This window comes from Pseudoscardovia radai (assembly GCF_002259605.1).
In the GTDB taxonomy this organism is placed as follows: Bacteria; Actinomycetota; Actinomycetes; order Actinomycetales; family Bifidobacteriaceae; genus Pseudoscardovia; species Pseudoscardovia radai.
On sequence record NZ_MWWR01000007.1, the window covers coordinates 157,404 to 171,283 of the forward strand.

A 13,880-nucleotide genomic window follows, 5' to 3' on the forward strand; every position below is an offset into this window, starting at 1 on the left:
AAACCAACCCAAAACCGCCTTAGGTGGGTGTCACCACACCCGCCGAACACCAAAACAGCCGCCCCCAGCAGCCAAACCAACCCAAAACCGCCTTAGGCGGGTGCCACCACACCCGCCTAAGGATTCTGGCATACGGGATGCGCCGCAATGTTGGGAAAATCGTAGCGCAACCGCCACGCACACAACGTGCACGCACCAGCGCACGCGCTTTACGCCGCCGCGCCTCCGATCTGCGAGATCGGCTCGACCGCGGCAACCGCCTCCGCCTCGGCCTTTGCCGCCGCTGCAATCTCGGGATTGTGGATCGCGAACGCATGCTCGGCCAGATGCAGCTCCTGTGTCACGAACTCATGCAGCGTGCACTCGTAGCCGTGCTCGCGCCCCAGCTTCGCAATGTAGCCGTTGATGTAATCCACCTCCGTCGGACGCCCCGTGGTGAGGTCCTGGTACATCGACGGGTAGTGCAGCGGATGCGCCACGCCCGCGGTGTGCAGAATCGTCGCCACCTCGCTGTCGCGCGTGCCGAGCAGCGGGATGCCGGCCTTCTCGGCCGCCGTGTACGCCTCGTCCACGAGCCGCTGCGTCAGCCACGTCGACGCCGGATGCGCCGCGAACTCGCCGAAGCGGATCTGGTACATCGTGCACAACGTGTTGAGCACGGAGTTGAACACGATCTTCGCCAGGCACATGCCCTGGAAATTATCCACGATGGTCGGGTTCAGCGTGGCGGCGGTGAAATCGTCGAAAATACGCTTCTCGATCTCAGGCGCGCCCTGGGCGCCGCGCGCCGCGACCTCGGGGTCGAACGAGCACAGGTTCATGGCCTTCGCGGTGGCGCCGCCGGTGAAGTTCACGTCGCCCGGACCGTGCACCACCGCGCCGATAAGCGCCGTGCCGCCGAAGATATGGTCCTTCGGGAAGTACCGGTTGATCTTCTCGAAATGCCCGTAGCCGTTCATGGCGGAGAACACCACCTGGTGCTCCTTGAACAGGTGGGCGCAGCGGCGCAGCACGATGTCGAGCTGTACCTGCTTGGCGAACACGATCCACACGTCCGGGTCGCCGTCGTACTCCTCGGGCGTGAAGATGCGCGCCTTGACGAAATGGCGGTCCTTCTCGTCCTGCGACACGTAATATCCGCCCTTCTCGCGCACCGCGTCGACGTTCGCCTGCCATGTGTCGATGAAATCGACGTGCCTGCCGGCGAATTCCTGCAGGAGCACGCCGAACTGCGTGCCCATGCCGCCTGCTCCGATCACTGCGTATGTGAGGTCCTTGGCCATATGCTCTCCTTGCTTTGTTCTGCCTTGTTTTGCCTTGTATGCCTGGGTTTTGGGTTTCTACGATTTCCGGCCGATTTTCGAACGATTTTTCCGCCGCTTTTTCAGCCGCCGATTCCGCCTACCACGCGGTTCCGCGCGCCGCGGCAATGCGCCGCGCCGCCTCCTCAAGCGTTTCCGAGGGCTCGAGCAGGCTGAAGCGAACGAATCCTGCGCCCGTCGCACCGAAATCGGATCCCGGGATCACGGCGACGCCCGCCTTGTCAAGCAGCCACACCGCGAAATCGGCGTCATCCCAATCGTGCGGAACCTTAAGCCACGCGAACAGGCCGCCGTGCACGGGCTCGAGCTCGAGACCCGCCTTCGCAAGCCCGGCGTTCAGCGCCTCGTAGCGGCCGCGGTAGGTGGCCGCGAGCGCGCGCACCGTGGACTGGTCAGAGTTGAGCCCCGCGGCGCCCGCCACCTGCACGACGGACGACATCAGGATGCTCGTCTGCTGGTGCACGGCCTTGATGGCGCGCAGGAGCCCGGCGTTGCCGGCCACGAATCCGCCGCGCCAGCCGGCCACCATGTACATCTTCGACAGCGAGCACAGCTCGACGCCCACCTCGAGCGCGCTGGGCGTCTCGAACAGGCTGATCGGCGGCTGGGCGTCGAAACCAATGCCCGCGTAGGCGAAATCGTTGACCACCACGAAGTGGTGCTCGTGCGCGAGCCTGACGGCCGTGGCGAACAACTCGGGCGTGGCCACCGCGCCGGTGGGGTTGTTCGGGTAGTTGAGGATGAGGAGCTTCGCCTCGTCCCACACGGAGGCTGGCACGGAGTCGAGGTCGGGCAGGAAGCCGTTCTCCTCGAGCGCCGGGATCACGTGGATGCGGCCGCCGACGACGGCGGTGGAGCCTTCGTACTGCGGGTAGTAGGGGCCGACGAGCACCACGAGGTCGCCCGGGTCGATCAGCGTGGTGATGGTGGCGGAGATGCCGACCGAGGCGCCGGCCACGGCAAGCAGCTGCGTGCGCGGGTCGATGGTCACGCCGTGCTCGGCCTGGTACCAGTGGGCGGCGGCGTCGAGGAACTCGGGCTTGCCGTCGAACTGCGGGTACTTGAAATTGGCAGGGTCATGCGCTGCGCGGGCGAGGGCGTCCTGCATGAACTGCGGCGGGGCGCCGTCCGGGTTGCCCTTGGCGAGGTTGATGATGTCGCGGCCCTGCGCGACGGCTGCGGCGACGCGTGCGTCCGATGCCGCAAAGGGGTTGGCGGGGATGACGGAGACACGATGCGCGAGCGAGGCCTGCGGGGTCCACGATGCGGAGGTGGGCGCGGCGGCGGGCGCGGGCGTTGCGGCGGTGGAGATATTCGGGGAACTCATGGTCTCTCCTCATGATGACGATGGGTGGTCGCGATGACGTCTGCCGTCATGCGCGATGTCTGAGTCACACGATGCCGTCGCCGAATGATGTCAGTGCGCATCACGGCATTGCCAATGCACGGCATCGGTGAAATCGTCTCCCACCATATGGTCGCCCCCGCGCCCCCGTCGCGCGTGTCCTATACGTAATTCTTATGCCCCGTTTCAATACCCGTTTCGATAACAATGTGATGGCTTGCGAACACGATTCTTGGCTATTCACGCCATGGGCTCTTTGTTTGAGCTCTCATTGCGCGAAATCGTCCTCCGATTCCTATCCTCGGCATCCCGCCCCGCCGACGGTCGATCTCGCCGGTCACTGGCGTGCCAGCGAGAGGCACCGTTGGGACGGGAAGGGCCTGTTTCCAACGGTGGTTTCGCCAACGGTCGGCCTCGCTAGTCACTCGCGTGCCAGCGAGAGGCACCGTTGAAGAAAAACGCACGCATTCCCAACGATTCCCCCGCCAACGGTGGGTCTCACTGGTCGCTGGCATGCCAGCGAGAGGCACCGTTGGAGAAAAACGCACGCATTCCCAACGATTCCCCCGCCGACGGTCGGTCTCACTGGTCGCTGGCGTGCCAGCGAGAGGCACTGTCGGGAGGGATTGTGTTGAGAATGCTGGGTTCCGGTCTCAACGGTCAGCCTCGCTGATTGCTGGCGTGCCAGCGAGAGGCACCGTTGAGGTTGAGCGGAGTGAATGGTCGGGGAACCGGTCCGCAAACCATCACATTGTTCCTCAAGCCGCCTGCGCCTCGCGGTGCGCCGCCTGGGCCTCCCGGTGCGCGGTCCAGGCGTTCGCGGCGATGGCGAGGGCCAGGCTGAAGGCGAGGACGAGCAACGACACGGTGCCCAGGTTGTAGTAGTTGGCCCACGAATAGTTGTAGTTCTCCATGCCGGTGACATTGACGTCGAACCAAGACATCGCATAGGTGTACACAGCCGACAGCAGCACGAGCGCGAGGTCCGTGAGCCAGAACAGCACCATGCGCCCCGTCAGCGGTGCCGCGATCCTCCGCCGCCGGCACAGGCGCACCACCCCGCCGACCAGCACCACAGCGAGCAACACCGCCATCAGAGCGTTCACCACCCGGTACACGGCGAAGACCGCCGAGACCACGCGGTTCGCCGGCCCGAACCGGCTCTCGCGCAGCGAATAATCCGCCAGATACGGCAGGTTGAACGCCTGGGCCGCCTGCACGCCGACATACGGATACTCATCGAGACGGTTCATGTCGCGGTAATCGCCGGCCTTGCTGCCCGGCGCGTAGTTCACCAAGCGGAGCACGCCGTTATAGCCCTTGAGCATGGCCACGAAGCACTGGCCCATCTCGTCTCGTGTAAACCCGCCGGCGCTCGGCACGAGCTGGAAGCGCGTGGATTTCTTCAGCGTCCCGTTCGCGAAGGCCCGGTCGAGCTCGGCGTTGACCTGGCGGAACATGTCGTCCACCTGCTGCTGCGAGTGCCACAGCCCCGCATACAACAGCGCGGTGTGCATGCCCCACGTGAACATGTCACCGGGGAACGGCGCCTCGTACATCGTGCGACCGTTGGCGAAATTCGTGGGGTCTCCGCCGATCCACTGCGAATGCACCACCATGTCATGCAGGTACGTTTCCTTCGCCAGCGTGGGCGAGGCGGCGAACGCGGCATCGATGGCATCGGCGGGCGCCCACACCGACATGCTGCGGTTCGGCGAATCGATGGCGTACACGCGCTCGACGAAGCCGAACAGCTGCCCGCTCACACGTGTCTGCGTCTGCGCGATGCCGAAGTACTTCTTGTTGACGGCCTTGTACGCCGCGGTCACGCCCGCCAGGCACGCGAAGGGAACCACCGCCGCAAGCACGGCCGCGACGAAACGGCGGAGGGTATACGATGCCCCCGCCCCGCGAACGGACACGGAACCACCGGACGCGGAACCACCGGACGCCTCATCGCCTGGCACAGCCTCGGAATCGTGTTTACGCGAACGCCACCGCCCGACGCCGACCACCGCATACACGCCCAGGCCCACAGCGAACGCCGCCGCCAGCGACGCCGCAAGCCACGCGCCATCCTCCTTCACGTAATACGTATACGAGAACCCCACGCCCAGAACCACCGACAACACCAGCAGACCCGGAACCGAAAACCGGTCGAACGCCACCTTCCACACCAGCAGCACCGCAAGACCGATGACAGCCACATACAACGGAATCAGCACCGAATTGCGATACATGCGCGTCCCGATATCCGCCTCGAAAGCCGACGGATAAAACAACACATACACAAAAGCCCCGAAAGCAACCCAACGCCTCCGGCACACCGCCATCACCAGAGCGAACGCCACAAGCGCCGCCGCCACCCACAGCAACGCCACGCACGTCGGATAATCCCAATGCAGCTTACGCACGGCCGCCAGGAACCATGAATACCCCGCGACCTTGAACAACTCCTCATCCGTCGGATCCGTAAAATGCGACCCCAACGAATACCGGAACAGAAGCGTGTCGTCCCAGTGCATGCCGCCCCAGAACCACACACCGATCCACCGCGCGAAGCCGATGCGCAGCGCAATCGCCGCAAGCATGACGTAGGTCAGCGGCATGCGCAGCACGGAGATCAGACGATTTCGCAGTCCGCGCGGGTTGCCGCCGCGATCGTTCGGGCCGGCGTTCGGGCCATCGTTCTGGCTGTCGTTCATGTCGGGAGAATCCGACGTGGATTCGGCTGTGGATTCGTCGCCTGGACGCGGTCCTCTCATGGCGTGTCGTGCGATGACGCTCCCCGCTTCGGATCCGGCGAAAGCCATCTGTGCCATTCCACTCCTCCTTAGGTGCTGCGCTTGAGGTGCTGCGCCTGCATGCCTCCCGGGCGCACAGCCCAAGCCTAAGGAAGTTTTCGGACATGGAGCCGGCCCGCCCTCCTGTGAAGGAGGGCGGTGACGCTCGCTAGTTCTTGCGCTACCCTCGCGCTACCCTTGCGCTACTTCTTGCGAGGCGCGTAAATCACGGTATCGATGAGCTTGGAGTAGTTCTTCGTGATGACGCCGCGGCGCGTCTTCAGGCTTGCGGTGAGCATGCCGTTCTCCACGTTCCACGTGTCCGGAAGGATCTCGAACTTGCGGATGGACTCGGCGCGCGACACCTGCGCGTTCGCCTGGTTGACCACGCGTTCCACCTCGGCGCGCACCGCCGCGTTCTTCGAGGCCTCCTCCAGGTTCTTGAGCGGCTCGCCGCCCTGCGTCTGCAGCCAGTCATTGACGCCGTCGAGGTCAAGCGTCACGAGCGCGGAGATGAACGGCTTTCCGTCGCCGATGACGAGGCACTGGTCCACGACCTCGCTTTTCATGACGGAGGCCTCAAGGTCGGAAGGCACGACGTTCTTGCCGCCTGCCGTGATGATGATGTCCTTCATGCGGCCTTTGAGCGTGGCGAAGCCCTCGTCGTCAAGGGTGGCGAGGTCGCCGGTGTGCAGCCAGCCGTCCTCGATCGTCTCCGCCGTCAGTTCCGGACGATTGTGGTATCCCAGGCACACGGACGGGCTTTTGATGAGCAGCTCGCCGTACTGGTAGCCCTCGACCGGCCTGTTGATGGCGTACGTCATGCCGCTCAGCGGCGTGCCGATCGTACCGATCTTGTAGTGGTGGAACGGGCTGACGGAGGACGGCGCCGTCGTCTCGGTGGAACCATAGCCTTCGAGAAGCGGCATGCCGATGCCGTTGAAGAAATGCGACAGATCGGGCGCGATGGCCGCGCCACCGGAGATGGCGCGCTCGGCGCGGCCGCCGAACACATCGATGATCTTGGAATACACGGTCTTCTTATAGAAGGCGTACCGGATGCGCTCGCCCAGCGGCAGCTTCGTGCCGGCCTGCTGCGCACGGCTCCAGTCGCGCGCCGTGACGGCCGCGCGGTTGAACATACGGCCCTTGAAGCCGGTGCCGGCCTTCTGTGACGCCGCGTTGTACACCTTTTCGAAAACGCGGGGCACGGCGAGGATCAGCGTGGGCTTGAACTCCTGGAAGTCCTTGATAATCGTCTTGAAATTGTCTCCCAGCCCCAGCTGCACGGTGCCGCCGATGCAGATGAACTGCATGTACCGGGCGAACACATGCGCCAGCGGCAGGAACAGCCACATCGCCTGGTCCTCGCCCAGCGTGAACTCCGGCATGAACTGAAAACCGGAATACACCGTGAACAGGAAGTTTCCGTGGCTCAGCTCGACGCCTTTGGACGCGCCGGTGGAGCCGGACGTGTACACGATGGTGGCCACGGTGTCGCGGCCCACGGCCTTGCGGCGCACGTCGAATTCGGAATCCGGCACGTTCTGGCCGAGCTCCTTGAGCGCAGTGAGCGTATTGTCGTCCAGAAGGTACACGTCCTTCATGCTGGGGCACTCATCGCGCACCGACTCGAGGGAATCGCGCAGCCGGTCGTCGCCGGCGAATGCGCACAGCACGGTGGAATCATTGCAGATTCTCTTGATCTGGGCGGCGGAATCCGTCTGGTAGATCGGAACGACGACGCAGCCGATGGATGTGATGGCGAAGTCCATGGCCGTCCAGCGCCAGCTTGTCGAGGCAAGGATGCAGATGGAGTCGCCGGGCTTGAAGCCCTTGGCAATAAGGCCCTTGGCCAGCGAATGCGCGAGCTCGAGGAACTGCGTGCCCGTGAACCCCTGCCACTCGCCGTTCTTGTCGCGATACCTGATGATCTGCTCGTCGGGCGTGCGCGACGCCCTGTTCTCGAGCAAGTCGTATAGGTTGCCATCGTTGTCAATCGGCTTGGCCAACGGCGTCGTCGTTTGCTGAACGATATCGATCATGACACGTCCTTCCTTGGATGCCCAATCCCTCATGTCCCAAATTTCGTCACATGCGGAACAACACCGACATTATAAGAAGACGCCGGTGCGAAAAAGCGCTATTGCGGGCACAATATTTGACGAAGGCGTAACTTTCGCCTCCGTAGGCTTTCTTCCGGCGGCGGCGTGCCGATGATACACGACACGCCGTCGGCGTGTCATTCGGCCTTGAGGGTGCGCTTCAGGGCGCGCGTGCGCATCGCGGCGCCGGGCACGATGGGCTCGGGGCATGGCAACGAGAACACGCGGGTCGGGTGGTTCGCTTCGGCCACCGGCACGCCCTGGTCGTCGCGGATATCGTCGGCCACCTCGAGTTCGAGCGGCTCGCGGCCAGGCTGCAGGATCTCGATATGCTGCCCCGGCACGATTTTGTTGCGGCCCACGAAACTCACGCGGCCGTCGCTCCACCCGTGCACGTCGCCGACCACGATCCAGTCGCGGTAGTATCCGCCGCGGTCCACGTTCTGCGCGGCGGGAACCTGACGATACCAGAAGCCCGTGCAGTAATCGCGGTGCGACACCTTGAAGGGCTCGTCGTGCAGCCAGTGCGGCAAGCGGAACTCCTCGCCGTCCGCCGTGCGCGACACCTCGGGAACGACGGCCGGCGCATCGTTCGCATCGCCGGACCTCTTGCCGGGCCTTCCACCGACCGGAGCCCCGGAACCGCCGGCCGCGGCGTCGTCGGCGCCGTTCCACTCCCCCGTCACCGGGCCGTGCTCCTCGCGCCACGCAAGGTACTCGCTGACCGCGGTTTTGTATGCGTTCGTCATGGCCGCCACGTAGTAGGCGCTTTTCGCACGTCCCTCGATCTTGAGGCTCGACGCCCCGGCCTCGATCACGTCGCCGACGTGATCGAGCATGTTCATGTCCTGCGAGTTGAAGATATACGCGCCGTCCTTGGTCTGTTCCACCGGGAAATACTGCCCGGGGCGCTTCTCCTCCACCACGCTGTAGCGCCAGCGGCAGGGCTGGGCGCATTCGCCGTGGTTGCCGGAGCGGCCGGTCATGAAATTCGAGATAAGGCAGCGCCCGGAGAAGGCCATGCACATGGAGCCGTGCACGAAGGTCTCGATGTCGAGGTCGTCGGGCGTGTTGCGGCGGATCTGCGCCACGTCGCGCAACGACAGCTCGCGCGCGAGCACGACGCGCCTGGCGCCCAGCTCATACAGCGTGTTCGCCGCCAGGTAGTTCGTCACGCCGGCCTGGGTGGAGATATGGATCTCGAGGTTCGGCGCCACCTTGCGCGCGGCCATCATGACGCCGATGTCGGTGACGATGATGGCGTCCACGCCGATCTCGCCGAGCCGGCCGATGTACTCGGTCATGCCTTCGACCTCGGAGTTCGTGGGCAGGATGTTGCACGTCACGTAGACGCGGGCGCCGCGGGCGTGGGCATAGCGCGCGCCCTCCTCGAGTTCCTCGAGCGTGAGGTTGCGCGGCGCGGAGCGCATGCCGAACATCTTGCCCGAGCAGTACACGGCGTCGGCGCCGAAGTCGACGGCGGTTTTCAGAGCCGTGAGATTGCCTGCCGGCGCGAGCACCTCGGGACGCCGGCGGCGCGGGATCTCGGGGACGGCCTGCGCCGCCGCCTTCGCCTCCGTACCGTTCGCCGTCACAGCGTTCGCCACCGCGGCATTCGCCGTCACAGCGCCTATCGTCGCGTCCATCGCACCGTCCGTCGTCTGCGGCATTCGTCCCCCTCCAAGGTTTCGTCTGGCTCGTCCAGACCCGTGCCCGCGCGGGGTCGCGCGGATGCATCGCCTACATGCTAGTGATGCGGCGCGGCGCGGGCAAATGCGGCGTGCGCCTCTGCATCGTGGCGGCCCCCATCATCGTGGCGCCTCATCATCGTGGCGAGGCTCGGCCGCAACCGCCGCAGCCCTACACCGCCACGCCGCAACCTCGCAGCGTCTCGCGCACGGCCTGCGCCCCGGCGAACACATGGGCGCGGATGCCGCAGGCCTCGGCGCCGGCCACGTTCTCGGGCTTGTCGTCGAAGAACATCGCGTGTGCCGGATCCAGACCGAAGCGCGAGAGGGCCAGGCGGTAGATATCGGCCGTCGGCTTGACGCAGCGTTCGCGCCCCGATACCACCGTGCCGCCGAGCATCGCGAGCGCCGGCAGCCGTGTGAACGGCGCGTCGATGTCCTCGGCGGACCAGTTCGTCAGGCCCCAGACCCCGACGCCCGCGGCCGCAAGGTCGTGCAGGAGGGCGTCCATGCCGGGCATCATGCCGGCGATGGTCTGCGCGATGTTGTCGAGGTACACGCGGTAGGCGCCGCGCAGCGGTGGCTCGTGCCACGCGTCGTAGGCGGCGCAGACCTCACGGCCGGGCATTCCGGCGTCGCGCAGGTCGTCGAAGGCCCAGAAGCCGTGTGGATCGCCGTGGTCGAGGAAGCCGTCGATCACGTCCTGCGGCACGCGGCCGCGCAGCGCGAGCTCGGGGCGCCAGTCGACGAGCACCCCGGCGAAATCGAAAAGGACGTCCGTGATTGGTGCATCGGTGGCTGCCGCCATATATGCCTCCGGTCGATCAGTTATGGATGAACGTGTACTGTCCGTCGTTCTTCAGCGTACGGCCCTGCGGATGCGGGTTCCCGTCCACATTCGCCTCGCTGATCGTGAACGTACCGGTGGCGTCGTCCACGGCCTCCACCACGCCCACATGGCCGATGTCGCTGGCGCCGCTCCGATGCGGCTGGAACACTATCACCGCGCCGACGGCGGGAGTGGAGTCGACCTGGTAGCCCAGCGCCGCGGCCTGCGTACCCCACAGCATGGCGTTGCCGAAGAAGCTGCTGCACGGCAGACCCATCTGGTGGCGGCGCAACCACGCCCACCATGTGCACTGCCCGTAGGCATAGGGATTGCTGCCGGTGTCGCCGGTGGCATGGTTCACGGAGATCATCGGCGCCCACGCGGCGTCCTCGGACACCGAGACGGCGGTTGTGATCCCGAAGCTGCCGCTTGTGGCGTCGGCGGCGGCCTTCGCAGCGGCGGCGCGCTCCTCGGCGGCCTTCTTCGCCGCGTCCACGGCGTCGCTGACCTCCTGCTTCTTCGACTGCACATTCGCAATGGCCGCGTTATAGCCGTCCACGCGCGTCGAATCGTCGGTCAGGAGCGGCGTGGCGGAATCGATGGCGTCCTTGAGCGGCTGGCGCTGGTCGTCGCCGATCACGCCGGCGCTCGAATCGTAGACCGTCTGCGCGTCGGAGAGCAGCGCGGCGAGGTTCTGGCGGCATGCCGTCTCGTCCTGGCTCATGGGGATGACGATGTCAAGCGCATCGGGGTTTTCGCCGGACGCCCACGAGCCGCCTTCCGTCAGCGTTTGGGCGGCGGTGTCGGACGGGATGGCGAGGCGCTGGCTGCTGCGCGAGACCTCGGAGCGCGCGGCTGCGTCGGAGGCGTCGACGGAGGTGGAGATGGAGGCGCCGAGCAGCGTCGGCGTCATGGTGCGCGAGTCGGCGTAGGAGGCCTTCATGCCGCCGAGCGCAAGGACGGCGACCAGCGCCGAGGAGGCGATGCAGACGAGGGGGCGGGCGGCGAAGAAGGAGACGGTGGCGTTGCCGCCGGCGCGGGTTGTGCGATCAGCGGAGGTCGTGCGATCAGCGGAGGTCGTTCGGTGAGCGCGGGAGGCACGATGGCGCGCACGATGCCCGGAATGCGTGTTGTCGGCAGCCGCGGCTTTCTTGACGATTCGCCCTGTGTTTTCAAACTCTGTGTTTTCGTTTTCAAGCACGGCAGCTTCAGACACGATGCTTTCTCGAGTCGATTCCGATGCAGACGATGCGTCGGTCTGCGGATGGCGGTCGCACGTCCCGGTTGTGCGGTGTGTCATACTCAAGCCTCTCATTGCGCGGATTGCTCTGGCGCGGATCCCTTATGCATCGCGGCACGTCCGTGTGCCGCGTTTCCTCACCCGCATAATACGGACGCCCCGCCGCCCGATGCAATTCCCACGGCGTGCCTAGCGCCGTGCCCGCTCCTCCCCGCGCCGTGCCACGCGCTTTCTCTGCGCCTTCTCTTGCAGCGTAACCATGCCCGTCCGTGTCCGTCTTAGGCAGCAAGATGGGAGGGAATACACCCCGGCGCACGGAAAGGACCCGCAATGCGCACGCTTGTCATCTTCTCGAACCCCGATCCCACGTCGCTGACCGCCTCCGTCGCCCGTACATGGGCGCAGGCCGCCTCCGAGGCCGATGGCGACGAGGCCAGCGTCATCGACCTGAGCGAGGCCGGCTTCAACCCCGCGTATACCCTCGAAGACCGCCGCCATTACAACGACCCGTCCGCGCCGATGCCCCAGGACGTCGTGCCGTACCAGGAGGCGCTTGACAAGGCCGATGTCATCGTCTTCATCTCCCCGATCTACTGGTACACGATGACGGCCATGATGAAGGGCTTCTTCGACCGCGTCATCTGCCGCGGCTTCGCCTACCACCCCGAGGACTCCACGCCGTACAGGCTCGCGGGCAAAACCGCGCGCTTCGTGGCGCTGACCGGCGCGGCCGAGGAATGGTACGCCGAGGGCGGCGTCGGCGAGGCGCTGGAGCTGCAGATCGTGCGCAACACCTTCAACAAGTACTGCGGCGTCGACGATGTCGAGATCGAGTACGTGGACCATACGGGCGAGGACGACCCCGCCCTGCGCGCCAGCCAGCTCGACGAGACGCGCCGCCGCGCCCTGGCGGCCCTCGCCTCCGCCCGCGGCTGAGGCCGGCGGCAATAGATCCAGGCCGGGAGAATCGTGGTTCTTCCGGCCCTGCGACAACCGGCCATAAGCAGAATCTGCACATCGTCCGTTCTTTTTGTTACGGCGGCGTGCTACATTTGGTTCTTGATACGCGAGGCCGGCGCATACGCGCGTGGGTACGCCGCGACAGCAAGCCGTCGCACTCGCGAAAATGCAGTCAACAGTAAGGTACAATCTTGAATTTTCCGATTCACGGGTCGGCCAAGAGCTCGGGCAGGCATGTGCAGAAGCGCCATGCGGCCCCCAAGGCCCCGTTCCACCGCGAGAAGGCCATCAAGATTTCGAAGACCCTCCCCGCCGTCGCCCTGGCGCTGCTCCTTGCAGGAAGCAGCACGGCCATGGCCGTCAACGGGAATACGTCGTCGATGCTCCCCGCCACGCAGCTGAACAGCTCGTCGGCGGCGGGCCGCGACTCCTCGCGCTCCCTGCTGTCAGAGCAGACCCAGCTGTCGGTCGACGGCACCTTCACGACGGGCGTCGACGAGAACAACGTCATCATCGAGGCGCCGCTGACGCAGGATGTGCAGGAAGCGCGCGCCACGCTGCAGAACACGATTTCCAGCGCCACCTCCACGCTGCAGGGCGGGCAGTCCTATGCCAGCGCCAGCGACCTGTCGACGCTGCAGGGGCTTATCGACCAGGCGAATTCCGTGGTGGCGAACGATAACGCGACCACCGATGAGATCTATGCCATCAACTCCAGCCTCGCACAGTCCGCGAATACCGTGAACTCCGCCATCGTGGCGGGCAAGGCGAAGGCCGCGGCCAGCACGACCGCCCCGACGCCGTCCACCGGCACCCAGTCCACGGGCCAGCCCGCTGCGTCGTCGTCCACCACGGTGCCGGTGACCGCGGGCTCCGGCACCGGCCAGAGCGTGGCGAACCTCGCGATTCAGTACCTCGGCGTCCCGTACGTCTCCGGCGGCAACACGCCGAGCGGCTGGGATTGCTCCGGTTACGTGCAGTGGCTGTACGCGCAGTTCGGCGTGAGCCTGGCCCACTCCTCCGGCGTGCAGGCGCAGACCGGCACGTATATCGGCGGCAAGGCCGACCTGTCGAAGGCGCAGCCGGGTGACATCGTCGCCAACGGCATGCACGCGGCCATCTATGTGGGCGGCGGCAACTGCGCCCAGGCCATGAACCCGTCGCTGGGCACGGGCATCTACCCGTGCGACGCCGTGACGTCGTTCGCCTCCGGCTACTCGATTCGCCGTATTTTCAACTGATCCGGTTCAGGAACGCTTAACCACAGGGGTTTCGGATGCTCCCGCATCCGGAACCCCTTTTGCATGCGGGCAGACGTCGGGCGGTTGTCAGCCGCGCCAGCCTCAAAATGGCGTTGGGCGGGTGCCACCACACCCGCCCAAGCCCAAAACACCCCACAAAACCACCCGAACGAGCCCAAAATCACGTTCGGCGGGTGCCACCACACCCGCCCAAGCCCAAAACACCCCACAAAACCACCCGAACGAGCCCAAAATCACGTTCGGCGGGTGCCACCACACCCGCCCAAGCCCAAAACACCCCACAAAACCACCCGAACCAGCCCAAAATCACGTTCGGCGGGTGCCACCACACCCGCCCAAGCCCAAA

At 65.5% G+C, this 13,880-nt stretch carries 9 protein-coding genes; 2 read left to right on the forward strand and 7 right to left on the reverse strand.

Features of this window, described 5'->3' with window-relative positions; all coding sequences use genetic code 11:
* Positions 1-209 precede the first annotated feature (209 nt).
* The 7 genes from PSRA_RS05380 to PSRA_RS05410 all read right to left on the reverse strand — a co-directional run bounded on the left by PSRA_RS05380 (position 210) and on the right by PSRA_RS05410 (position 11,288).
* Entirely contained in the window at positions 210-1,283 is a 1,074-nt protein-coding gene (locus tag PSRA_RS05380) for a ketopantoate reductase family protein (RefSeq protein ID WP_094660876.1), read from the reverse strand.
* A gap of 118 nt (positions 1,284-1,401) precedes the next feature.
* Positions 1,402-2,649, reverse strand: a complete 1,248-nt coding sequence (locus tag PSRA_RS05385) for a pyridoxal phosphate-dependent aminotransferase (protein ID WP_094660877.1) — start codon at positions 2,647-2,649, stop codon at positions 1,402-1,404.
* Positions 2,650-3,425: 776 nt separating this feature from the next.
* Positions 3,426-5,489, reverse strand: coding sequence for a hypothetical protein (locus PSRA_RS05390; protein WP_094660878.1), 2,064 nt, complete (start codon positions 5,487-5,489; stop codon positions 3,426-3,428).
* 164 nt (positions 5,490-5,653) lie between these two features.
* Positions 5,654-7,495 (reverse strand): AMP-dependent synthetase/ligase, encoded by a 1,842-nt coding sequence (locus PSRA_RS05395; protein ID WP_245834910.1) that lies wholly within the window; start codon positions 7,493-7,495, stop codon positions 5,654-5,656.
* Between the two features lie 197 nt (positions 7,496-7,692).
* A complete protein-coding gene (locus PSRA_RS05400; protein ID WP_169712480.1) occupies positions 7,693-9,099 on the reverse strand; it encodes a peptidase U32 family protein in 1,407 nt (468 codons plus the stop codon).
* 316 nt (positions 9,100-9,415) lie between these two features.
* Positions 9,416-10,051, reverse strand: a complete 636-nt coding sequence (locus PSRA_RS05405; RefSeq protein ID WP_094660879.1) for an HAD family hydrolase — start codon at positions 10,049-10,051, stop codon at positions 9,416-9,418.
* 16 nt (positions 10,052-10,067) lie between these two features.
* Complete coding sequence (locus tag PSRA_RS05410) at positions 10,068-11,288, reverse strand: CHAP domain-containing protein (protein WP_143516345.1); 1,221 nt, start codon at positions 11,286-11,288, stop codon at positions 10,068-10,070.
* A gap of 354 nt (positions 11,289-11,642) precedes the next feature.
* Here PSRA_RS05410 and PSRA_RS05415 point away from each other — a divergent pair, with 354 nt between their 5' ends.
* Both PSRA_RS05415 and PSRA_RS09670 read left to right on the forward strand, forming a co-directional pair.
* A complete protein-coding gene (locus PSRA_RS05415; protein ID WP_094660881.1) occupies positions 11,643-12,248 on the forward strand; it encodes an NAD(P)H-dependent oxidoreductase in 606 nt (201 codons plus the stop codon).
* A 215-nt stretch (positions 12,249-12,463) separates the two neighbouring features.
* Positions 12,464-13,513: a C40 family peptidase gene (locus PSRA_RS09670; RefSeq protein ID WP_275542332.1), complete on the forward strand. Its 1,050-nt coding sequence runs from the start codon at positions 12,464-12,466 to the stop codon at positions 13,511-13,513.
* The last annotated feature ends 367 nt before the right edge of the window (positions 13,514-13,880 follow it).

Excerpts from the sequence above, each read along its gene's own strand:
- PSRA_RS05380 (WP_094660876.1), bottom strand. The coding sequence starts at position 1,283 with ATGGCCAAGGACCTCACATACGCAGTGATCGGAGCAGGCGGCATGGGC.
- PSRA_RS05385 (WP_094660877.1), bottom strand. The coding sequence starts at position 2,649 with ATGAGTTCCCCGAATATCTCCACCGCCGCAACGCCCGCGCCCGCCGCC.
- PSRA_RS05390 (WP_094660878.1), bottom strand. The coding sequence starts at position 5,489 with ATGGCACAGATGGCTTTCGCCGGATCCGAAGCGGGGAGCGTCATCGCA.
- PSRA_RS05395 (WP_245834910.1), bottom strand. The coding sequence starts at position 7,495 with ATGATCGATATCGTTCAGCAAACGACGACGCCGTTGGCCAAGCCGATT.
- PSRA_RS05405 (WP_094660879.1), bottom strand. The coding sequence starts at position 10,051 with ATGGCGGCAGCCACCGATGCACCAATCACGGACGTCCTTTTCGATTTC.
- PSRA_RS05415 (WP_094660881.1), top strand. The coding sequence starts at position 11,643 with ATGCGCACGCTTGTCATCTTCTCGAACCCCGATCCCACGTCGCTGACC.